Genomic DNA, 21,438 nt, shown 5'->3' on the forward strand with positions numbered 1-21,438 from the left:
GATCAGGCCGTCATGATCCACCAGCGAGCAAATAGAGGAAGCCACCGCATGACTGACACCCGCTCGGCGGAACTGCTGGCCGAGGCGTTCGAGGCCCAGCGCGACCGGTTGAGCGCGGTCGCCTACCGCGTGCTCGGCTCGTACGCCGACGCCGAGGACGTGGTCCAGGAGGCCTGGGTGCGGCTCGCCCGCCAGGACACCACCATCGACAACCTGGCGGGCTGGCTGACCACGGTGGTCGGCAGGATCAGCCTGGATGTCCTGCGGTCCCGCCGGACCCGCCCCGAGGCGGCCTTCGGGGACGGCCTGCCCGAGCTCGTGGTGACGGCCGACGACGGCGGCGAGCCGGCGGAGATCGTGGCGCTCGCCGACTCGGTGGGGCTCGCGCTGCTGGTCGTCCTGGACTCGCTCGGGCCCGGCGAGCGGCTGGCGTTCGTGCTGCACGATCTGTTCGCAGTGCCGTTCACCGAGATCGGCCAGATCCTCGGCAAGTCGGCCGACGCGACGAAGATGATCGCCAGCCGTGCTCGGCGGAAGGTGCAGGCGGCCGAGCGTCCGAGGACCGTCGCGCGGGAGCAGCGGCAGGTCGCCGATGCCTTCCGGGCGGCGGTCGCGGGCGGCGATTTCGAGGCGCTGCTGCGGGTGCTCGACCCGGACGTGAGGCTGACCGTCGACATTCCGGGTGAGGTGGTCGTCACCATCGGCGCCACCAGGGTCGCGGCCGGCGCGCGGACGGTCGCCGGTACGGTCGTACGTCAGCGCGCGGTGCTGGTGAACGGCCGCCCCGGGTACGTCGCATGGCGTGCGGACGGAACTCCGCTCTCGATCATCTCGTTCACGGTCGACGACGGCCGGATCACCGCCATCGCGATCGTGGCCGATCCCGCGCGGCTCGCCTCGATGCATCTGCCGGCGCCTGTGTGAGTCGAACCGCCGTTTCGGCGGCTTTCTCAAAACCTATCGCAGTATCAAAACCTCAATGAGTTTTGATACTGCGATAGACCGTGGCCCGGGAGACGCCGAACCGCTGCGCCAGCTCGTCGACCCCCAGGCCGCCGGTTTCCCGCAGGCGGCGGATCTCGGCGGCATCCTCTTCGGTCAGTGCCGCCGGACGCCCGCCCGCCCGGTGGTGCGAACGCTGTGCCGCGACCGGTTCCGAGGCGTGGTCGCCGATGGGGCCGTCGGCCGCCAGGAGGGTGCGCGCGCCTTCGAGGATCAGCTTGCGCAATCGCGCCGGTGGCACCTCGTGGAAGATCACCACTGGATCGGCGAGCCCGGCGACGACCTGCGCCGCGCGTACGCGTTCGGCCAGACCTGGTCGCGGTCCGCTCACCAGCGTGTTGGTCAGCGCGATCGCGGCCTTGAAGCGGTCGGCGACCGGTTCCTGCACGAGCAGGGTCATGTCCCGGACGAGCATGAGCAGCGTGTCCCGGTGCCGCAGGTGCACGTCGAGGAAGGCCTCGATCGCACGCCAGCGCACGGTTTCCGGGTCGTCGGCGGTCTCGACGGCGCTCAGGGCCTGCTCGAGTTCGTCGAGTACCGGGGCGGTCAGCTCGCGGAGCAGGTCTTCCTTGGCGGCGAAGTGGTAGTAGAGCGCGGCCTTCGTGATGCCTACGCGGTCGGCGATCTCCTGCATCGACGTCGCCCGGTAACCGCGTTCGGCGAAGAGCGTCGCCGCCACGGCCATGATCCGCTGTCTCGTCACGCTGCTACCTACCTTTGGTAAGTAAATGTTGTTACCATCCCGACCATGGGTAAGTTTACGAGGCTCGACGTGTCTTTCGCGAGTGATCGTGGCCTGCGCTCCGGGCGTCTTCACCGGCCGGACAGCCCGCATCCCGTGCCGTGCGTCGTGATGTGCGCGGGCTTCGGCAGCACGATGGACCGGCTGTTCCCCTGGGCCGAGGCGTACGCCGGTGCCGGGCTGGCGGCGCTGGTGTTCGACTACGGAAGCTTCGGACGCAGCGAAGGCGAACCCCGTCAGATCGTCGACCTCGACCGGCAGCGGGCCGACATCAAGGCAGCGGTGGCCTGGGCCCGTGCCGCCGAGGGCATCGCCGCCGGCCGCATCGTCCTGTGGGGGAACTCGCTCGGCGGTGCCCATGCCGTCACCGTCGCGGCCGACGATCCGCAGATCGCAGCCGTCGTGGCGCAGATCCCGTTCAACGGCTTCCCGCGCCGCGTCGAAGGACGGTCGACGGCGCAGACGCTGCGCCTGCTCGCGGCCATCGTCGGGGACGCGCTGCGGGGCAGGCTCGGTCTGTCCGCGCGCTACATCCCGCTCGTCGCCGCGCCGGGTGAGCTGGCGATCACCAACGCGGCCGAGGCGGAAGACCACATCAACGCGCTCTCCGGCGGGGACACCGGCTGGCGCAACCTGGTAGCGCCCCGCGGCATCCTGCAGATGATGCGCTACCACCCGGCGCCGGCGGCCGCGCGGCTGACGGTGCCGCTACTGGTGTGCCTCGCGACCGACGACGCGGAGACGCCCGTGGAGCTGGGCCGCCGGCTCGCCGACCGCGCGCCGCGGGGCACCCTGAAGCTGTATCCGGGCACCCACTTCTCCTTCTACACCGACGCGCGGACCCGGCAGGCCGTCGCCGCGGACCAGATCGCTTTTCTGCACGACGTGCTCGCCCCGGCCGAGCAGGAGCACCGGCATCCCGGACACGCCTGACCTTCCTGAGAGTCACCGCAGCCGTCACGCGGGTGCGAACATCCACAAGCGATACTCCACCCGGACAGACGAGCGTCCCGAGGAGAGACAATGCTTCACGGCCGAGAGGCTGAGCAGGAGATGCTCGCAGGGTTGCGGCGTGACGTGGCGGGCGGCCGTTCCCGGGCCCTGGTCATCCGGGGCGAGGCCGGCATCGGCAAGTCGGCGCTGCTGGAGCATGCGGCGGCGAACACGCAGGCGCGCGTACTGCGGGTGGCCGGCGTCCAGTCCGAGGCCGACCTGCCGTTCGCGGCCCTGCACGTACTGCTGCGTCCCGCACTCGACCGGGTCGCGGCACTGCCACCGCAGCAGTCGGATGCCCTGCTGGGCGCGCTCGGGGTGGACGGCACCAACCGCGGGGACCGGTTCCTGGTCGGACTGGCGACGCTCAGCCTGCTCGTCGAGCTGTCGGCGACCACGCCGCTGGTGTGCCTGATCGACGACGCGCACTGGCTGGACGGCGAGTCGGCCGACGCGCTGCTGTTCGCCGCCCGGCGGCTCGACGCCGAACGGGTGGCCATGGTGTTCGCCACGCGCGAGTCCGAGGCGGACTTCTCCGGCCGCGGCCTGCCGGAGCTGCGGCTGGGACGGCTGGAACCCGACGCGGCCGGACGGGTCGTCGCCGATCACGCCGGGGACCTGCCACCGGCCGTGCGCGACCAGCTCGTCGCGGAAGCGCAGGGCAATCCGCTGGCGCTGGTGGAGCTGCCCTCGATGCTCACCGCCGAGCAGCGCCTGGGCGGCCACGCGCCGCTGGCGTTCTCGATCGGCACCGCGACGCCGGTTCTCGACCGGGTCTTCACCGGGTTCCGCGACCGAGTCGAGGCGCTGCCCGACGCCACCCGGGTCTGCCTGCTCGTGGCCGCCCTCGACGACCGCAGCGAGCTGGGCGTCCTGTCCACCGCGCTGGAACAGCTCGGCGCTTGCCTCGACGACTTCGCGGCCGCCGAACGGGCGGGACTGGTCCGCGTCGGTGTGTCGAGCGTGGCGTTCCGGCACCCGCTGGTGCGTACCGCGGTGGTGCTGGCCGCTGATGTGGCTGCCCGGATGGCCGCGCACCGGGCCCTGGCCGCGGCGGTCGACGACGACCGGCGCGCCTGGCATCTCGCGGCCGTCACCCCGTGCCCCGACGATGCCGTGGCCGGCCGGCTGGAGAACCTGGCGCTGCGCGCGCAGCGGCGCGGTGGGCAGGCGGCCGTGTCGGCGGCGTACGCCCGCGCGGCCGAACTGTCCGCCGACCCTGCCGAAGCCGCGCGCCGCTGGATCGCCGCGGCGTCGGCGGCTGTCGAAGCGGGACTGTGGCGGCGGGCCGGTCAACTGGTCGGCGAGGCCCGGCGGCGGTCCGTGCCGCTGGCGCCCGCCGTCCTGGCCGAGCTCGCGATGGTCCGGGCCAAGCTGGAGGCCGAGGCCGGGCGGCCGCTGGCAGCAGTGCGGCTGCTGCACGAGCCGGCGGCGAAGGTCACCGACCTGCCGATCGTGCTGTCGCTGCTCAGCGTCGCCGGCTACCTCGCCTGGTCGAGTGCGCGGCATCCCGACCAGCTCGCCCTGGCGCGCCGCACCGAGGAGCTGAGCCCGCCGGGCGACGGGCATGCCGCCGCGCTGCGCACCGTCAACAGCGCCTTCCGGCGGATACTCGAAGGCGACGCGGTGACCGCCCACGGCCTGCCGGAGCTGCCGGACGACATCACCTCCATGCCGGCTGAGCAGCGCATGATCGCCGTCCAGCACGCCATCGTCCGCGCCGACTTCCACCGCATGTCCGCCTATGCCGAGGCGATGGTCGAGGAGTGCCGCACCGAGGGACGGCTCGGCCGCCTGCCCCAGACTCTGACGGTCCGCGCCATCGCCGAACTCCTCGGTGGCCGGCACCGCAGCGCACGCGCCACCGCGGCGCAGGCCGCCGCCCTGGCCGCCGACGTCGGGCAACCCATGTGGTCCGGCTATCTCGCCGGCGTCCAGGCGTGGCTGGCCGCGGCCGCAGGAGCGGAGGCCGAGTGCCTGGCGTCGGGGGCGGACGCGCTGCGCGACGCCGAACGCCGGGCGTGGATGCCCGGCGGCTGCTGGGCCGAGTACGCGCGCGTGCTGCTCGACCTCGGTGCGGGCAGGTACGAGGCCGTTCTCGAACGGCTGGATCATGCGGCGGCAGGGCCCTCGCGGCACGCGTTCGTCTGGCGGTATGCGTGGCCCGACTACGTCGAGGCGGCTGTGCGCGCCGGCGAGCCCGACCGTGCGATGCCGCTGCTGAGCCGTTACGCCCAGTGGGCGAACGCCATCGGCCAGGACGGGCCGGGCGCCGTGCTGCACCGCGCCCGCGCGCTGCTGGCCGCCGACGACGAGGCCGACGCCCTCTACCGGCAAGCCCTGGACCTGCACAGCCGTGCCGGCCAGCCGTTCGACGAGGCACGGACCCGCCTGCTGTACGGGGAATGGCTGCGCCGTCAGCACCGCCGCACCGCAGCCCGGGCACAGCTCGAGGCCGCACACGAAGCCTTCGACGCCCTCGACGCGGCCGTGTGGTCGGCGCGGGCGGCGGCGGAGCTGCGCGCCACCGGCGTCTCGCTGCCCGACCGCGGCGGCGCCGACGACCTGCTGGCCGAGCTGACGCCGCAGGAACTCCAGGTGGTGCGCCTGGCGGCGGCCGGGGCTTCCAATCGCGAGATCGGCGGGCAGCTGTTCCTCAGTCCGCGGACTGTCGCCTCTCATCTCTACAAGGCGTTCCCGAAGCTGGGCGTCACGTCCCGCGCCGAACTGTCCCGGCTGGTGCCGCTCAGCCGGCCGGGCGCGTGAGCCGGCGGTAGATGATCGGCTGCGCCGCGATCCCGTTGGCCTTGAAGTTCGCCAGCACGAAGCTGCGGAAACTCGGCCGGAACAGCAGGCTCGGCAGGAACGTCGGCACCGTCGGCCAGCTCCCGTGGTTGATGATGCCGAAATCGGCGGGTTCGCCGTCCAGGGGACGCATCAGCGCCGAATTCGGCAACGACGTCTTCGCCTGGAACCAGCCCGCGGTGTACTCCCAGACCTTCAGCAGCGTGTCCCGATCTTCGGCGTAGAAGTAGTTGAACAGGAACGCGTGGTCCGGGCCGTGGTCGACGTCGCCGAGCCGGGCGGCGTTGCCCGCGACGACCTCGTGCAGACGCCGAGACCCGGCGCGCGCCGTGTGCGCCAGCTGCCGGTAGGCGGCGCTGTCGCGCAGTGCCAGCGCGTCGTCGACCGTGGCGGTGCGCACCAGCACGACGACGTCGAAGCGCGCCGGCTGTAGACCGCGGGCGGTCAGCAGCTCGGCGCCCTCGCCGGGCGCACGCAGGATCGCCCGGAACACGGTGACCTCCCGGGCGTCGAGTTCGGCGGCGGCCTCGTGCAGGCGTACGGCCAGGGACGTGTGCGCGGACGGGAAGTAGCCGCGCCACCGCCCGGCTTCGGCGGCGAGCATGAGAAAGCCGTCGTCGGTCGGGGGCAGCAGGCGGGCCTTGACGGCCAGTTCGTCGCGGATCAGCTTCATGGCGCAGACGCTAACGGCGCAGCGATCCGCCCCGCCTCTGTCGGATGACTGAATCGAACGCAGCACACATCAGTCATCCGACAGAGGCGAACGCAATCACGACCTTCATAGGGTCCGAGGTCATGAGCGCAGTCAACCGACCGGAGCCCTACTCCGCCATCGTCATGGCCGTCCTGGCCGCCGCCTTCGCCACCTGGGCACTGCTCACCGTGCCGCTGCAGGGGGCCGTCGTCCTCGCCGCCGCCGGCGTCCTGGCCTGGTCCGGCTGGATCGCCTTCAGCTACGCCCGCCCCGTGCGCTCGCGCCGGGTCATCGCCGTCTACCTGCTGGCGGTGGGCTTCCAGCTCATCCACATGGCCGAGGAGTACACCGGCGGCTTCCCCCACGAGATCGTCGAGCTGTTCGACTCCCCGCGTGACTGGCCGGAGAACGAGTTCCTGCTCGTCTTCGTCTTCGGGTTCGGCGCGCTCTACTTCTTCGCCGGGGCCGGCGCGCTCTACCAGATCCGCGTCGCGAACTTCTTCCTCTGGTGGTACGCCCTCGGCGCCGGCCTGCTCAACGGGGTCGCGCACTTCGTCTTCCCGGTCATCAAGGGCGGCTACTTCCCCGGCCTGTACACCGCCGGCGGGCACCTCGTCGTGAGCGCCCTGCTCATCTACTTCCTGATCCGCGAGAACCGCGAGCTCAGGGCCGCGGAGCAGCCCGGCTCAGCGGTGGCTCGTCCGGCTGCCTGATCGGTCGCGCCGAACGCCACCCCACCCGTCGACGTAAGGATCCCGCATGCCGAAAACCGTCCTGGTGACCGGCGCGTCCACCGGAATCGGCCGCGCCACCGTACTGCTGCTGGCCCGGGAGGGCTTCACCGTCTTCGCCGGTGTCCGCAAGGACGCCGACGCCGAAGCGCTGGGCCGCTCGGTCACCCCGATCAAGCTTGACGTCACCGATGCCGGACAGATCGCCACCGCGGCCGAGCGCGTCGGGCGACTCGACGCCCTGGTCAACAACGCCGGCATCGGGGTCACCGGGCCGGTCGAGTTCATACCGCTGGACGCGCTGCGCCGGCAGTACGAGGTCAACGTCTTCGGCCAGGTGGCCGTCACGCAGGCCATGCTGCCGATGCTGCGCGCCTCGCAGGGGCGGGTCGTCACCGTCGGCTCCGTGGGCAGCTGGATCACCCTGCCCTTCGGCGGCCCGCTGTGCTCCTCCAAGCACGCCATCCGCTCGCTCAACGACGCGCTGCGCATGGAGGTCAAACCATGGGGGATCCGCGCGGTGCTCATCGAACCCGGCTCGATCCACAGCGACGCCGTGGACAAGCTCGAAGACGAAGTCGCGCCCCGGCTGGAATCGATCGGGCCCGATGGCCGCCGACTCTACGGCGCCGCCTACCGGACCATGACGAGGGCCGGCCTCAGGGAGGAGCGCGCGGGCTCCAGCCCCGACGTGGTCGCCCGAGCCGTCCTGCACGCGCTGACGGCTCGCCGACCCCGCTCCCGCTATCCGGTCGGCAGGAAGTCACGGCTGATGAGCACCCTCGGCCGGATCGTTCCCCAGTACACCCTCGACGCCCTTCGCCTGCGGGCACTCGGCCTGTCTGAACGGAGCACCTCATGACCCGGCTGGCCGGAGCCGACGCGCTCCTCGCCCTCGACCCGCTGTTCGCGCAGCTCGCCGTCGGCGCGGGCCGCCATCTGTGACTTCCTGGACCGGTACGTCGACGTGCCGATTCTTGTGCTGGTCGACAACGCGAAGATCCAACGGGTCCACGCCGGGCGCATGAAGAGCGACGAGGAGGACATGCTCCAGGCACTCTCGAGGAGATGCCGCCAGCGCGGACGCAAATACCAGGCGATCGGTCTGGATCGTCCCGACATAACGGCGTATCTCAACGAGACCGCTGTCCGGGCCGTGTATCCGGACTTCGCCGGGTGGCGGACGGTGCTGGACTCGTTCCGCAAGCGGAAGTCACGTCCGAAGTTCAAGGAGTGGTTGAAGGAGAACTACGGGGTGCAGCCCGGCACGAGGAACGCGATCGACGAGATCCTTCGGGTCATGACCCGCGACGGCCTGGTGCCCGCCGGCGACCTTGCGGACAAGGTGAAGGGCATCCTCGCCGAGGCCACGGGCGCGACCGCCGCCCGACCGTGACGCCAGCCCGGGTGGCGGATTCAGCCGCCACCCGGCCACCACGACAAGCCGGTTGAGCTGCCCAAACGTCAGCGCACATTTGTCGTTCCCGAAAATATGTGCATATGCTCGTAATGAGCGGGCGGAAGCTCCGGACCATGCTCGGGCGGCCCGATCAAGATCAGATATGACGGGGACAACGAAAGGCCCACCATGATCAAGAATAATGTTCGTCGACTGAGCGCGGCCGCAGGCCTGGCCGTCGGCCTGCTCGCTGTGGGCTCGCTGGCCTCGGTTGCCGCCTTCGCCGGGACCGACGCGTCCGATACGCGGCATGACACAGAGATCTTTCAACTGATCGCCAAACAGACCCAGGCCGAAGCCATCGACCATGGCAAGAAGGGGCTCAGCCTCGGTGACGAGCGCACCGTCTTCGAGGACGTGTACCGCGACGGCAAGAAGATCGGCGACCACAGCGTCGTCTGCACATACGTCCACCTCGCCCCGGACGCCCTGCAGTGCGTGGGCACGTTCTCCCTGCCCGACGGGCAGATCAACGCCCAGGCGCTGCTGCATCTGCCGGCGGGTCCCTCGATCGACATCCCGATCAACGGCGGCAGCGGCGCGTACGGCACCGCCCATGGCTACGTCCACACAGTCCCCGCCGGAGAAACGGAACGGCACCTCACCTTCCACGTCACTCGTTGAGCGCCGGCCTCGACGTCAGATGCGGCACATACCAGTCATTTAATGCTGTTCCACTCGAATCGAGGTTAAGGTCGACTTCAGGGCTCGAAGGGCGGATCTGTGACGCACAAGCGCTGGTCCGTGCGGCTCCGCGAGCGAAACGGCGGGACGGGCCTGTGGTGGGGCCTCGTCGTGGTGCTGGTGATCGGGCTGGTCGTGGAGGGCGTCCGGGAACTCTCCCGCGGCGACCAGCCGTCGCAGCTGCCGGTCGCCGACGACTGGCTCAGCGCGGGGCTCATCCTGATCTCGAGCGTGATGTGTGCCTGGGGCGCGCGTCGCAGATCCGCCGGCCCGGCCCGGGCGGCGTGGTGGTGCTTCGCCGCGGCGCTGCTGCTGTTCGCCCTCGCCGTCATCACCGAGCGTGTCATGTATTCCGTCAGCGATGACGTGCCCTCCCCGAACCCCACCGACCTGCTCTACCTGAGCACGTATCCGCTGTTCATGGCGGGCCTCGTGTTCATGGTCCGGGCCAGGGTGTTCGACGTCCCCTGGCACCGGTGGCTCGACGGCTTCGTCCTTGTCCTCATCGTGGCGACCCCGGGCGTGCTGCTGCTCATCGGACCCGTGGTGGAGAACGCACCGATCGATCCGCTGGGCAAGATCGTCACCGTGGCCTACCCGCTCGGCGACGTGCTGCTGGTCGGCGCGCTGCTCGGCACCCTGCCGCTGATGTCCTGGCGACTGGTGGGCAGCTGGCCGTGGGTGGGGGCCGGGCTGGTCTGCCTGACCGTCGCCGACGCCGCCTACAGCCTCAACGCGGCCGACGTCATGGCCCACAACGCACCCTACGACTTCCTCTGGAGCGCGGGCGCACTCGCGTTCGCGGTCGGCGCCACCCAGCTGCCGTCGACGACCCGACCCTCGCGGGAGATCACCGGTTGGCCCGCGATCGCGCTGCCGCTGGGGGCCTCGCTGTTCGCCGTCGCCACCCAGATCTACGGCTACTTCCGGCCGCTGCCCGACGGCGAACGCCTGCTGACCATCGCCGTCCTCGTCATCGGCATCGCCCAGATCATCGTGTCCCGGCCCCGCCCCGAGGGGGAACGGGATGGGACCGGACCCCGATCAGACGGCTGAGACCGAGGCGGCGTGGTGCGGCGACGGTCGGGTCCCGGTTCAGACGTGACAGGTGCCGGTTGCCTCGTCCGCGCTGCGGATCAGCTGCTCGCAGGAGGAAGAGCGACCTGGGCGACGAGGAACTTCGGGGCCATCTCGCAGTAGCTGTCGGTGATCAGTTCGGCGACCTCGGTCCAGTCGGTGTGGTCGCCGAGGACGGCGGCCGCGACATTGGGGCCCCACGGGGCGCGGAAGAACGGGAAGCCGCGGATGGTCAGGCTGAGCAGGTCGTCGACGGGTACGCGAAACGTCAGCACGGTCGGCGCCTCGCCGGCGATCAGGTGCTCGGCGTAGACCGGGAACCGTTCCGGGTCCGGCGTGTAGACGTGGGCGATCGTCCGGGTGCGGATCCGCCAGCGGACGCCGATCCAGGCCGGTTCCTCGTACGCGTCGGGCAACCGGCGGCAGATCGGTCGCAGCCGGTCCAGGATCTCCGGTGGCACGTCTCCAGGGCCGGACATGGGCTGACAGTAACGGTTGCCGGCGATCTTCGCGCGCCGGTCCCGCTCGTCGCGAGCCGGAGATGCCGGGCCAGGTCGATCATGGGCGGCTGCGGGCACGGTTCGATCCCGTGATGCGGGCGTTCCGGCTGGGAAGGTGGCTGATTTGAGGATTAATCGTGATAATTGCAGCCATGAAATTTTCGGGGGTGCTCGGTCGCGCGGGCCGGCGATTGCTGGCCGCGGGTGTTGTGCTCACCGTGGCGACGGGTGCCCTCGTGGGCTGCGGAAAATCAGACGAAAAAGATGAACCGCCGTCCGTGCGGCTTGGCGCCCTGCTCCCGCTGAGCGGGTACTTCGCCCCTACCGGCCAGCCGATGGCCGACGCCTACCGCATGGCGATCAAGGAGGCCAACGAGGCGGGCGGAGTGCTGGGACGCCAGGTGGAGATCGTCTTCGGCGATGACGCGTGCGACCCGGCTGCGGCGGTGGTCGGCGCCAACCAGCTCGTCGGCGAGGACATCACGGTCTCGGTGGGCGGTGGGTGCAGCGTGGCAGCCGTACCGAGCCTCAAGATCTTCGAGGCGGCGGGAATACCGATGATCATTCCGGCCGCCAACTCCACGGATCTGCTCGCGCCGGGGTACGACAGCGTCTTCCTGCTCGCCGGAACCACCAGGCTGGAGGCGAAACGGGCTGTCGAGGTCATGGGCAAGCTCGGCGTCCGGCGCGTGGCCGTCGTGGATGACGGGACGAGCTTCTCCGACACCCTGGCGGCGGAGACGAGCATGTTCGTCAGGGAGAACGACAACGGGACGACGTTCACCGGGCGACAGCGGGTCAGCCAGGGCGCGACGAGCTATCCCAGGGTCGTCGCCACCGTGCTGCAGCAGCGGGCGGACATGGTCTTCTACACCGGCTACTACGCCGAGGCCGCCAAGCTGATCCGGGACCTGCGCGCCGCTCACTACACCGGCAAGATCCTGCTCGCTGACGCGGGAACGGACCCGGCCCTGCTCAATCAGATCACCCCGGCCGAGGCGGAGGGGCTCTACGGCCTTTCGCTGCCCGTGGCCAAGTTCATGCCGCAGGCGGCGGAGTGGGCCGCGAAGTATCGCGCGGCCTACCACAAGGAGCCGGGACCGTTCACCATGCAGGCGTACGACGCCGCCCGGCTCGCGATCAACGCGATCGGCCGCGCCGGCACCCTGGACCGGGAGGCCGTCCGGAAGGCGATCGCCGACACCGAGCCGGGCGACATCCGGCTCCTGTCCGGACCGGCCGAATTCCAACCGGACGGTACGCAGGTGAACCCGACCTTCCTGCTGCTGCAGGCCCACAACGGAGTGTTCGTGCTGGCCGGCTAGCCACGCAGGACGGCCTCACCACGGGTGGAGCGGTATAGGGCGGCCTTCCCGCAGGTAGGACAACGCCCACCGCGCCTCCTGCCGCAGGAGTGGGGTGAGGCGCGGCTCTTCCAGGAACGCCTCGTACAAGGTTGTGCCTCGGCCGGGATCCGCGTCGGCGACACAGCGGATCGCCGCACTGCGTACCACGAGATTCTTATCGGCGAGCGCCTGCTCGACCGCCTCCCGGCTCGCCGGGCCGCTGTGCTTGGCCAGTGCCCTGACGGCGTTGACGCGGTGCAGGAAGTCCTTGTGCCGAGCCTGCTCGCAGAGGATCTGCGTAGCGCGGGGGTCGTCGACGTCGCCGAGGATCAGGATCTCCGTGGTGCCGACGCGGCTCGGCAGCTGGGCGAGGAACTCCTCTGGCGCGACCGAGGCGGCGATGTGCAGGGCGGCCGACCAGCAGTCGACCAGCTCCCGGCCGGTGGCTTTCGTGACCAGGTTCGCCCTGGCCCTGCCGTAGTAGAGGTCGAAGACACGTTTCGCGCCGGTGGGCCCGGCAGCGATCAGGGCTTCGTCGGCCCCCGGCTCCCAGTCGAGAACCCTGGCGATCACGGCGTCGAGACCATCATCCATCGGCTCATGATGCCATTGATCTTGTCGGCCGCACCGGGTCCGGTGACACGGGACGGCATCTGATATTCGCGGTCTGCGGCTCTGCGCCTCCGCTATCGTCGCGGCCGAGGTGATCGGACATGGGGCTGGATTTCGCGTACGTCGTCGTGGTGCCGCCGGAGCGAGCGGCGGACCTGCTGCGCCACGTCGCCGCAGCCTCGCGCGACGGTCTGGGGGAGACGACGACGGTGCTGGTCGGCGGTGAGCGGATCGACCTCCCGTGCACCAGCGGTTACGTGTCGGGCCGGACCCTGGTGGTCGACGACTCGCCGCGGCGGCACCCCGACTTCTGGCTCGACCTGTCGTTGCGCTTTCCCGTGGACGACATGGTCGCCGACTACCTTGCCGACAGCCCGCGGGCCGACGGCCACGTCGGCCTGATCTACGCGGGGTTGTCGGCTGCCGACTGGTGCAAGCGGGGTCACCTGGCCTTCTCCTTCACTGCGGCGACGACGCGGATGAGTGTGCTGTTCCGCGACTCGGCCGCGATCCGCGGCTGGTTCGCCGACCTGGCGATCCGGTCGGGCGCGGCGGTGTGCCTGCTGGACGTGGAGGAGGAGCGGGACTGGCTGGTGATGGCGAACGGCACGCCGACGTTCACGCAGCTGTCCTGGTCCCACAACTACCTGGGCTACCACGGCTTGGCGGCTGGTGACCCGCTGCCGGGCCTCGTGCTGTAGCGGGTCGTGGCGGCGCTGTCAGCTCGGCAGCCGTACGGACGCAGACTCGGCGATCGCGTCCAGCCAGGCCGCAGCCTGGTGCGGGTCCGGGCTGGTGAGGCCGTACAGGTCGGTGACCGCGCGGGCGGCGGCGACCCAGTCCCCGTCGCGCAGCGCGGTGCAGGTGCGGGCGGCGGCGTAGTCCCACCAGGCCTGCCGGTCGGCGGGCGGCTGGGGCCAGCCGGTCTCGAAGCGGGTCAGCCGCCGGTATGCCGCGTCGCATGCGCTGCGCAGCCACGCCTGCTCGGCCGACGACACCTGCGCGCCGGCGGCCGCGATGGCCAGCGGCCGCCGCCACGAGGTGGGCAGCAGTTCCTCGTCGACGGCGCGCAGCGCCCGCACCACGACGTCGCGCCGGGTGTCGTCGTCCGCTTCGTGGAGGCGCCGGGCGGCCCAGCCGAGCCGGGCGAACACGTCGGCGTCGGGGAACGGCACCCACGCGTCGAGCTCGCTGAACGCGTGGGCGAGGTCGGCGTGGGCTCCGGCGGCGCCGAGCGCGACGGCCTGCCGTACGCCGATGGTCTGCCCTCGGGTCAGCAGCCCGGCGGCAGGGGTCAGCTGGACCCGCTGGTGCGGGGCCGACCGGGGATGGAATCCCTGGTCAGGGCCCCAGCACCAGCGGTCGGGCCGCGCGGCATGGGGGATCAGCCGGCCGAGCGGGCCCGTCGACGGCACCGGCGGACAGCGGTGGGCAACACAGTCACTGGTCAGCTGGTTCGTCGATCCGGTCATGGGGGCACCCCTATCGGGACTGGGCGGCGGCGAAGGGGATCTTCGGCAGTTCGCGGGCCGGGTCGCCGGCCGGGTGCGTCCACAGGCCGCGGTCGCGCAGGATCGGCAGCACGCCCTCGCCGAACCAGTACGCCTCTTCGACGTGCGGGTGTCCGGAGAGGATGAATTCGCTGATGCCGAGGTCGGCGTACTCGGCGATGCGGTCGGCGATCTCGGTGTGGCTGCCGACGAGGGCGGTGCCCGCGCCGCCGCGGACCAGGCCGACGCCGGCCCACAGGTTCGGCGCGATCTGCAGGTCGTCGCGCTTGCCGCCGTGCAGGGCGAGCATGCGCTTCTGCCCTTCGGATTCGCTGCGGGCCAGCCCGGCCTGCACGGCGGCGATGTCGTCGTCGCTGATGCCGTCGAGCAGTTTGCGGGCCTGGGCCCAGGCTTCGTCGGCGGTGTCGCGGGCGATGACGTGCAGCCGGATGCCGTAGCGCAGCTCGCGGCCCTCGTCGGCGGCGAGTTTGCGGATCCAGTCGAGCTTGCCGGCGACCTGGGCGGGGGGTTCGCCCCAGGTGAGGTACACGTCGGCGTGTCTGGCGGCGACGGGGCCGGCGGCCTTCGAGGAGCCGCCGAAGTAGACGGGCGGCACCGGGTCGGGCAGCCGGGGGAGGGTCGCGCCTTCGATGCGGTGGTGCTCGCCGGTGAAGTCGACGCTGCCGCCGCGCCACAGCGAGCGTGCGACGTGCAGGAACTCGTCGGCGCGGGCGTAGCGGGCGTCCTTGTCGAGCCAGTCGCCGTACGCGCGCTGCTCGTGGCTCTCGCCGCCGACGACGACGTTGAGCAGGAGCCTGCCGCCGGAGTGGCGCTGGAAGGTGGCGGCCATCTGCGCGGCCAGGGTCGGTGACAGCAGGCCGGGGCGGAACGCGACGAGGAACTTGAGCCGCTCGGTGACCTCGGTGAGCATGGCCGTGGTCAGCCAGGCGTCCTCGCACCAGCCGCCGGTCGGGGTGAGCGCGCCGGCGAAGCCCAGCTGCTCGGCGGTGCGGGCGATCTGGCCGAGGTAGGCCAGGGTCGCCGGGCGTGCGCCGCCGGCCACGCCCGCGGGCAGGCCGTGGCCGCCGCCGACGATGAACCGGCTGTCGCCGTAGGTGGGCAGGAACCAGTGGAAGGTGAGGCTCATGTGCGGTCTCCGTGCTGTTCCGGGCGGGTCGTGATCGGATGTTGACATGTGCAGGTGGGCAGGCACAATCCATCGAACGAATAATTCATATTAACTCTATGGGATATATCGAATAACTATGTGATCTGGGCCACAGATCTCTGGACCGTCCCGCCACGACGCTCCTACGGTCCCTAGCCATGAAGCGGAGTCCGCGCCCTACTCGTCGCCAGCTGGACACGCCGGCCGGCTGAGGAGGAACCCATGCCCTCGATCCTCGCGATCTCCGGATCGCCGTCGCCCACCTCGAAGACCGCGCGCGTGCTGCGGCACGTCACCGACAATCTGCCCGGCTCCGGCGCGTACGAGGTGAGCCACCTCGCGGTGCGGGACGTGCCCGCCGAGGCGCTAGCCGGCGCGGACGTGCGCCACCCGGCGATCCTGGCGGTCGCCTCGGCGATCGCGGCCGCCGACGGCGTCATCGTCGCGACACCCGTGTACAAGGCCGCCTACAGCGGCATCCTCAAGTCGCTGCTGGACCTGCTGCCGCAGTACGCGCTGGCGGGAAAGGTGGTCCTGCCGCTGGCCACCGGCGGCACCCCGGCGCACGTGCTGGCCATCGATTACGCGCTGCGGCCGGTGCTGTCGAGCATGGGCGCGACGCACATCGTGGCCGGCTGTTTCATTCACGACAAGACCATCGTCGACACCGACGGCGGGGGCGTGCTGCTCGACGCGACCGGACAGGCGTTCCTGGACGCGGTCGTCACCGGTTTCACCGACGCGCTGGCCGTGCGCTCCCTGCAGGCCGCATGAACGTCACCCCGCCGCGGTAATGCCTCGCCGCGGCGAAGGCCACATGCCATGGTGGAGGGGCGGGCGTACACCCTCGGTTGCCTGACGCGGGTGTGGCGTCCGCTCCGCCCCCACCCCTGGAGCGTGATGTCAGCGCCAGCGCAGTCAGCGTTCCCGCGATACCCGGCCCCGAAATCGACCATCGATCCCGATCAGAGCAGGTCCTGGCTGCGGCGCGCGCTGCCGGTGGTGCTGGCGCACCGCCGGCTGTTGCTGACCTCGCTCGGCCTGTCGCTGGTGGGCCTGCTGGTGCAGGTGCAGATCCCGAACGTGATGCGGCTGGGCATCGACGACGCGCTGACCGCGCGCACCGCGAGCCTCACCGGCTACGTGTGGTGGCTGGCCGGGCTCGCCGTGGCCGCGGGCGTGGTCAACTACCTGGCCCGCCGGTACCTGCTGCGCACCGCGTACGAGATCGAGTACGACCTGCGCAACATCATGTACTCGCACCTGATCCGGATGCCGTTCGGCTTCTACGACCGGGTGCAGACCGGCGAGCTGATGTCGCGGTCCAGTTCGGACATCCGCGCGGTGCAGATGTACCTGGCGTTCGGGCCGTCGATCCTGGTGCAGTGCCTGATCGCGGTGTTCGCGTTCGCGCTGATGGTGTCGATCGACCCGCTGCTGGCGGTGGTCGCGATGGCCACCATGCCGGTGATCGCGCTGCTGGGCGTGTGGATGCGCAGGGCGATCTTCCCGGTGTCGTGGCTGATCCAGTCGCGGCTGGCGCAGGTCGCCACGGTCGTCGACGAGAACATCAACGGGGTGCGCATCGTCAAGGCGTTCGCCGGCGAGCAGCGGCAGGTGAGCCTGTTGGCGTCGGCGGCCGACCGGGTGCGCTGGGCGTACCGGCGCGACGCGTGGATCCGCAGCCGCTGGTCGCCGACGCTGGAGAACCTGCCGCGGCTGGGCCTGGCGCTGGTGCTGCTGTGCGGCGGCTGGATGGTGATCGAGGGGCGGACGTCGGTCGGCGCGATCGTCGCGTTCAACTCGTACGTGCTGATGCTGCAGCCGCCGTTCCGCATGCTCGGCATGATGATCATGATGGGGCAGCGGGCGGCCGCCTCCGCGCAGCGCATCTACGAGGTCCTCGACACCCGCAGCGAGATCACCGAACGGGCCGACCCGGTGCGTACGCGGATCCGGGGCGAGGTCGAGTTCGACGGGGTCGAGTTCGCGTACCCCGACGGCACCGTCGCGCTGCGGGGCCTGGACCTGCATGTCCCCGTCGGGACGACGGTCGCCGTGGTCGGGCGCACCGGCTCGGGAAAGTCCACGGTGGGGCGGCTGCTGGCCCGCTACTACGACACCACCGCCGGCGCCGTCCGCGTCGACGGCCGGGACGTGCGCGAATACGCCCTGGACAGCTTGCGCGACCAGATCGGCATCGTGCCCGACGAGCCGTTCCTGTTCTCGCTGTCCATCCGCGACAACATCGCGTTCGGCCGGCCGGACGCCGAACTCGCCGACGTCGTCGCCGCCGCCGAGGCGGCCGGGGCCGACGGCTTCGTGCGGGCGCTGCCCGAGGGCTACGACACGGTGATCGGCGAGCGCGGGTACACCCTGTCGGGCGGGCAGCGCCAGCGCGTCGCCATCGCCCGCGCGCTGCTGGTCAACCCGCCGGTCCTGGTCCTGGACGACGCCACCAGCGCCGTGGACGTGCACGTCGAGCAGCGCATCCACGCCGCGCTGCGCGACCTGCTCCAGGATCGCACCACGATCATCGTCGCGCACCGGCTGTCCACCATCGCGCTGGCCGACACGGTAGTGCTGATCGACGACGGCCGTGTCGCCGCCCAGGGCACCCACGGGGAGCTGCTGGCGGGGGAGCCCCGCTACCGGGACGTGCTGGCGACCATGCACACGACCGCCGCGCACATGGACGAGCAGGTGGTCGCATGAGCGAGCGCCGCGACCGAATCAGCAGGCTGGGACATGCCGCCGACGAGCGCAGCGAGGAGAAGGCATGAGCATGTTCGGGGGCGGGTTCGGCGGGCCGGGCGGGGGACCGGGCAGCGGACCGATCGGCGGGCTCAGTGCCGTCGGGGCCGGTCGCGGGACCCGGCGTACCGGGGACACGCTGCCGTTCGCGGGGGTGCCCGACGAGCTGGCCGTGGGCGTCCGGCGGCTGGAGGAGACCGAGCCCGACCACGGGGTGCCTGCCGACCGGTTCGGGCACCGCCCGCCGGGCGGGCCGCCGCTGAGCCTGCTGTCGCTGCTGACCCGCCGCCGCGGCGTGTTCCTGGCGGTGTGCGTGACCATCCTGGCCGAGACGCTGCTGCTGCAGGCGGGGCCGCTGCTCGTGCAGGTCGGCATCGACCACGGCATCGTCGCCCGGGACCTGCCGGTGCTGCTGTGGTCGGCGGGGGCGTTCACGGTCGCGGTGCTGGCCGGCTGGGCCACCACGACCGCGCGCATGCGCCAGACCGGCGCGCTGGCCGCCGACGCGATGCGCGACCTGCGGGTACGTGTCTTCGCGCACCTGCAGCGGCTGTCCATGGACTACTACACCAACGAGAAGGCCGGGGTCATCATGACCCGGATGTCGTCGGACATCGAGTCGCTGCAGCAGTTGTTGCAGGAAGGCCTGGCCCAGTTCGCGGTGCAGGGGCTGACCATGGTCGTGGTGACCGCGGTGCTGTTCCACTACGACGCCGGGCTGGCCGCGGTCACGCTGCTGCTGGTCGTTCCGGCGCTGTTCGCGGCGTCGGTGTGGTTCCGGCGGGCCTCCGACACCGGGTACGCCCGCCAGCGTGACGCCATCGCGGCGATGTTCACGGACCTGGCCGAGAGCCTGCACGGGGTGCGGGTGGTCACCGCGTACCACCGCGAGGACCGCAACATCGCCCAGCACCGCACCGTCGTCGGCCGTTACCGCGACGCCAACGACTTCACCGGCCACATCAGCGCGATCTACGGCCCGGGGACCTCGGTCATCGGCCTGGTCGGCATGGCGCTGCTGCTGCTCATCGGCGGGCGGATGGTGCTGCGCGGGGAGCTGAGCATCGGCGAGCTGACCGCGTTCGTGCTCTACCTCAACGCGTTCTTCGCCCCGGTGCAGCAGCTGGTCCAGCTGTACACGAACTACCAGCAGAGCCGGGCCGCGGTGCTGAAGCTGCGCGGGCTGCTGGGGCAGGCGCCCACGGTGCCCGAGCGCGCCGACCCGGTCGAGCTGCCGCCGGTGACCGGCGGGATCGTGTTCGAGCGGGTCGTGTTCGGGTACGACCCGGCGCGGCCGGTGCTGCGCGGGGTGGATCTGCGCATCGAGCCGGGGGAGACGATCGCCTGTGTGGGCCCGACCGGTGCGGGCAAGTCGACGCTGGCGAAGCTGGTCACCCGGCTGCACGACCCCGACTCCGGCCGGGTCCTGATCGACGGCCACGATCTGCGCGACGTCAGCCTGGCCTCGCTGCGCCGCCAGATCGGGGTGGTGCCGCAGGAGCCGTTCATGTTCGCCGGGTCGATCCGCGACAACGTCGCGTTCGCCCGGCCGGGGGCGAGCGAGGCCGAGATCTGGGCGGCGATCGACGCGGTCGGCCTGCGGGACCTGGTCGAACGCACCGACGCCGGGCTCGACGCTCCGCTGCACGAGCGCGGCCAGTCGGTGTCCTCGGGGCAGCGGCAGCTGCTGGCCCTGGCCAGGGCGTTCCTCGCGCAGCCGCGGGTGGTGGTGCTCGACGAGGCGACCTCGAACCTGGACCTGCGTTCGGAGCTGCGCGTGGAGCAGGCCCTGGACCGGCTGCTGGAAGGGCGGACGGCGCTGCTCATCGCGCACCGGCTGTCGACGGCGATGCGGGCCGACCGGATCGTGGTGCTCGACGAGTCGGGTGTCGTCGAGATCGGGTCGCACGCCGAGCTGCTGGCCGCCGAGGGCCGGTACGCGGACATGTTCGCGACCTGGTCCCGGCAGCACTGAGATTATTCCTATAATTCCCATAGGAGATAGTGACTTAACGTCTTCGCGCTGCTAGCGTCGGGGGTATGAGCGCACAGCGATGTCGACGGTGACGCCCACCGCCACCGTCACCCCCGCCCGAGAGGCACCCCCATGACGCTCACCGCCCTGCCCCCGACCGTCTCCGACGACCTGCCCGACACCGCCGTCGCCGGTGTCGAACTGCACCGCTACCTCGGCCTGCTGCGCCGGCACGCCACCACGGTCGCCGTGGTGACCGCCCCGGGCCGGCACGGCGGCCCGCCGGTCGGGTTCACCGCCACCTCGTTCACGTCCGTCTCGCTGCGGCCCCAGCTGGTGTCGTTCTGCCTCGACCGCGACTCGTCCAGCTGGCCCACCGTCGCCCAGGCCCGCCACGTCGCCATCCACCTGCTCGCCGACGGCCAGGAGGAACTGGCCCGCACCTTCGCCGCGCGCGGCGTCGACCGTTTCGCCGACACCAGCCTGTGGCGGCACGGCCCCTACGGCACACCGCTGCTGCACGGCGTGCTCGCCCTGCTGATCTGCGAGGTCGTGCAGCGCGTGCCGGCCGGTGACCACGCGATCGTGCTCGGCCGTCCGGTCAGCGCCGAACACCGGCCCGGCGAGCCGCTGCTGCACCACATGGGCGGGTACACCGCGCTGGCCCACTGACCGCGACGCTGCCCCGGGCGTCCGTTGTGGATAATGGCGCCCGGGGTCGTAGCGCAGCAGTCGTCGCGCCCGCCTGCACAGCGGGAGGACGCCGGTGCGAATCCGGCCGGCCCCACACCTCTGGCGCGGAAATCCGTGGCCCCATATGCGCGAGGCGCCTACCGGTGCCAGGGCGGCGGGTCGAGCGACCCGGCGGCGATGAGGGCGCGTGACTCGGCGTCGTTGCGGTATCGCACCGGGATGACCGCCAGCGGGAGCGCCTCGCCGGTGTCGGCCCGCCGCGCCCTGACCGGCCTCACCAGCGGTCGGGGACCGGGTCCGCGGCTGATCCACTCCGACAGCGGCACGTCGACGTCGCCGGACGGATGGCCGATCGTCACGATGACGTCCGCCGGATCGGGTAGACCGTCTGCTTCCACGCGGGTCAATGTAGCGCGGACTGTTCCGTGGCAGCCCGGCAGTGAATCACCAGCAACGCCATTTCGCGGCACGTCGGGAATTGGGCCAGGTCTGGTGGATTCGCCTGCGTCCGTATGCTCGCCGGCCGGGTCATTCGAAGTAGCGGCTACGGCGGGTGGGTGTAACGCAGTCATGCACAGGCAGCGATGCCATCGCTGTACAGCAGCCAAGTGCGGCGACGGCACCGTTCGCTGGTAGCCATCGCTGACCCCCGACGATCGGCTGACCTCATCAACGCCGTCGCCAACCGCCTAGCGGCAAGTCGGAGGGTAGGG

The 21,438-nt window shown here is 71.3% G+C and carries 21 protein-coding genes and 1 tRNA gene; 15 read left to right on the forward strand and 7 right to left on the reverse strand.

Going from position 1 to position 21,438, the window contains the following annotated elements; translation table 11 throughout:
* Positions 1-12: 12 nt before the first annotated feature.
* Positions 13-924, forward strand: coding sequence for a sigma-70 family RNA polymerase sigma factor (locus tag Cco03nite_RS03100; protein WP_239167069.1), 912 nt, complete (start codon positions 13-15; stop codon positions 922-924).
* A gap of 52 nt (positions 925-976) precedes the next feature.
* Here Cco03nite_RS03100 and Cco03nite_RS03105 read toward each other — a convergent pair whose 3' ends face one another.
* Positions 977-1,687, reverse strand: a complete 711-nt coding sequence (locus Cco03nite_RS03105) for a TetR family transcriptional regulator (RefSeq protein ID WP_203688379.1) — start codon at positions 1,685-1,687, stop codon at positions 977-979.
* Positions 1,688-1,750: 63 nt separating this feature from the next.
* Here Cco03nite_RS03105 and Cco03nite_RS03110 point away from each other — a divergent pair, with 63 nt between their 5' ends.
* Together Cco03nite_RS03110 and Cco03nite_RS03115 are read left to right on the forward strand one after the other, a co-directional pair.
* Positions 1,751-2,677 (forward strand): alpha/beta hydrolase, encoded by a 927-nt coding sequence (locus tag Cco03nite_RS03110; RefSeq protein ID WP_203688380.1) that lies wholly within the window; start codon positions 1,751-1,753, stop codon positions 2,675-2,677.
* Between the two features lie 90 nt (positions 2,678-2,767).
* The gene (locus Cco03nite_RS03115) at positions 2,768-5,503 is read left to right on the forward strand and encodes an AAA family ATPase (RefSeq protein ID WP_203688381.1); all 2,736 of its coding nucleotides are present in this window, start codon (positions 2,768-2,770) and stop codon (positions 5,501-5,503) included.
* On the opposite strand, the gene Cco03nite_RS03120 is transcribed toward Cco03nite_RS03115, so the two are convergent.
* Entirely contained in the window at positions 5,484-6,215 is a 732-nt protein-coding gene (locus Cco03nite_RS03120) for a hypothetical protein (protein ID WP_203688382.1), read from the reverse strand. The two genes, Cco03nite_RS03115 and Cco03nite_RS03120, sit on opposite strands and share 20 nt — an antisense overlap.
* Positions 6,216-6,337: 122 nt before the next feature.
* Between Cco03nite_RS03120 and Cco03nite_RS03125 the strand changes: the two genes are divergently transcribed.
* From Cco03nite_RS03125 to Cco03nite_RS03145, 5 genes are all read left to right on the forward strand, one after another.
* Positions 6,338-6,949: an HXXEE domain-containing protein gene (locus tag Cco03nite_RS03125; protein WP_203688383.1), complete on the forward strand. Its 612-nt coding sequence runs from the start codon at positions 6,338-6,340 to the stop codon at positions 6,947-6,949.
* A gap of 46 nt (positions 6,950-6,995) precedes the next feature.
* Positions 6,996-7,829 (forward strand): SDR family oxidoreductase, encoded by an 834-nt coding sequence (locus Cco03nite_RS03130; protein ID WP_203688384.1) that lies wholly within the window; start codon positions 6,996-6,998, stop codon positions 7,827-7,829.
* A 105-nt stretch (positions 7,830-7,934) separates the two neighbouring features.
* Positions 7,935-8,363, forward strand: a complete 429-nt coding sequence (locus tag Cco03nite_RS03135; protein WP_203688385.1) for a hypothetical protein — start codon at positions 7,935-7,937, stop codon at positions 8,361-8,363.
* 192 nt (positions 8,364-8,555) lie between these two features.
* Complete coding sequence (locus Cco03nite_RS03140) at positions 8,556-9,050, forward strand: allene oxide cyclase barrel-like domain-containing protein (protein WP_203688386.1); 495 nt, start codon at positions 8,556-8,558, stop codon at positions 9,048-9,050.
* A gap of 99 nt (positions 9,051-9,149) precedes the next feature.
* Entirely contained in the window at positions 9,150-10,166 is a 1,017-nt protein-coding gene (locus Cco03nite_RS03145; protein ID WP_203688387.1) for a hypothetical protein, read from the forward strand.
* Between the two features lie 80 nt (positions 10,167-10,246).
* On the opposite strand, the gene Cco03nite_RS03150 is transcribed toward Cco03nite_RS03145, so the two are convergent.
* Complete coding sequence (locus Cco03nite_RS03150) at positions 10,247-10,666, reverse strand: MmcQ/YjbR family DNA-binding protein (protein WP_203688388.1); 420 nt, start codon at positions 10,664-10,666, stop codon at positions 10,247-10,249.
* A 158-nt stretch (positions 10,667-10,824) separates the two neighbouring features.
* Here Cco03nite_RS03150 and Cco03nite_RS03155 point away from each other — a divergent pair, with 158 nt between their 5' ends.
* Positions 10,825-12,012 carry a branched-chain amino acid ABC transporter substrate-binding protein gene (locus Cco03nite_RS03155; RefSeq protein WP_203688389.1) on the forward strand — a complete coding sequence of 396 codons (1,188 nt, stop codon included), beginning with the start codon at positions 10,825-10,827 and terminating at the stop codon, positions 12,010-12,012.
* Positions 12,013-12,027: 15 nt separating this feature from the next.
* Here Cco03nite_RS03155 and Cco03nite_RS03160 read toward each other — a convergent pair whose 3' ends face one another.
* Complete coding sequence (locus Cco03nite_RS03160) at positions 12,028-12,627, reverse strand: HEAT repeat domain-containing protein (RefSeq protein ID WP_203688390.1); 600 nt, start codon at positions 12,625-12,627, stop codon at positions 12,028-12,030.
* Between the two features lie 119 nt (positions 12,628-12,746).
* Between Cco03nite_RS03160 and Cco03nite_RS03165 the strand changes: the two genes are divergently transcribed.
* Positions 12,747-13,346 carry a hypothetical protein gene (locus tag Cco03nite_RS03165; protein WP_203688391.1) on the forward strand — a complete coding sequence of 200 codons (600 nt, stop codon included), beginning with the start codon at positions 12,747-12,749 and terminating at the stop codon, positions 13,344-13,346.
* A gap of 18 nt (positions 13,347-13,364) precedes the next feature.
* Here Cco03nite_RS03165 and Cco03nite_RS03170 read toward each other — a convergent pair whose 3' ends face one another.
* Together Cco03nite_RS03170 and Cco03nite_RS03175 are read right to left on the reverse strand one after the other, a co-directional pair.
* On the reverse strand, positions 13,365-14,117 hold the full coding sequence (locus Cco03nite_RS03170; RefSeq protein WP_203688392.1) for a hypothetical protein: 753 nt from the start codon (positions 14,115-14,117) through the stop codon (positions 13,365-13,367).
* 10 nt (positions 14,118-14,127) lie between these two features.
* The gene (locus Cco03nite_RS03175) at positions 14,128-15,282 is read right to left on the reverse strand and encodes an LLM class flavin-dependent oxidoreductase (protein WP_203688393.1); all 1,155 of its coding nucleotides are present in this window, start codon (positions 15,280-15,282) and stop codon (positions 14,128-14,130) included.
* A 243-nt stretch (positions 15,283-15,525) separates the two neighbouring features.
* Between Cco03nite_RS03175 and ssuE the strand changes: the two genes are divergently transcribed.
* The 5 genes from ssuE (at position 15,526) to Cco03nite_RS03200 (ending at position 20,819) form a co-directional block, all read left to right on the forward strand.
* Positions 15,526-16,077 (forward strand): NADPH-dependent FMN reductase, encoded by a 552-nt coding sequence (gene ssuE, locus Cco03nite_RS03180; protein ID WP_203688394.1) that lies wholly within the window; start codon positions 15,526-15,528, stop codon positions 16,075-16,077.
* Between the two features lie 126 nt (positions 16,078-16,203).
* Positions 16,204-18,018: an ABC transporter ATP-binding protein gene (locus tag Cco03nite_RS03185; protein ID WP_203688395.1), complete on the forward strand. Its 1,815-nt coding sequence runs from the start codon at positions 16,204-16,206 to the stop codon at positions 18,016-18,018.
* Positions 18,019-18,082: 64 nt separating this feature from the next.
* Positions 18,083-20,032, forward strand: a complete 1,950-nt coding sequence (locus Cco03nite_RS03190; protein ID WP_203688396.1) for an ABC transporter ATP-binding protein — start codon at positions 18,083-18,085, stop codon at positions 20,030-20,032.
* 132 nt (positions 20,033-20,164) lie between these two features.
* Positions 20,165-20,704 (forward strand): flavin reductase family protein, encoded by a 540-nt coding sequence (locus Cco03nite_RS03195; protein ID WP_203688397.1) that lies wholly within the window; start codon positions 20,165-20,167, stop codon positions 20,702-20,704.
* A gap of 42 nt (positions 20,705-20,746) precedes the next feature.
* Positions 20,747-20,819 (forward strand) — tRNA-Cys (locus tag Cco03nite_RS03200).
* Between the two features lie 43 nt (positions 20,820-20,862).
* On the opposite strand, the gene Cco03nite_RS03205 is transcribed toward Cco03nite_RS03200, so the two are convergent.
* Entirely contained in the window at positions 20,863-21,123 is a 261-nt protein-coding gene (locus tag Cco03nite_RS03205; RefSeq protein ID WP_203688398.1) for a hypothetical protein, read from the reverse strand.
* Between the last annotated feature and the right edge of the window lie 315 nt (positions 21,124-21,438).

This window comes from Catellatospora coxensis (assembly GCF_016862635.1).
In the GTDB taxonomy this organism is placed as follows: domain Bacteria; phylum Actinomycetota; class Actinomycetes; order Mycobacteriales; family Micromonosporaceae; genus Catellatospora; species Catellatospora coxensis.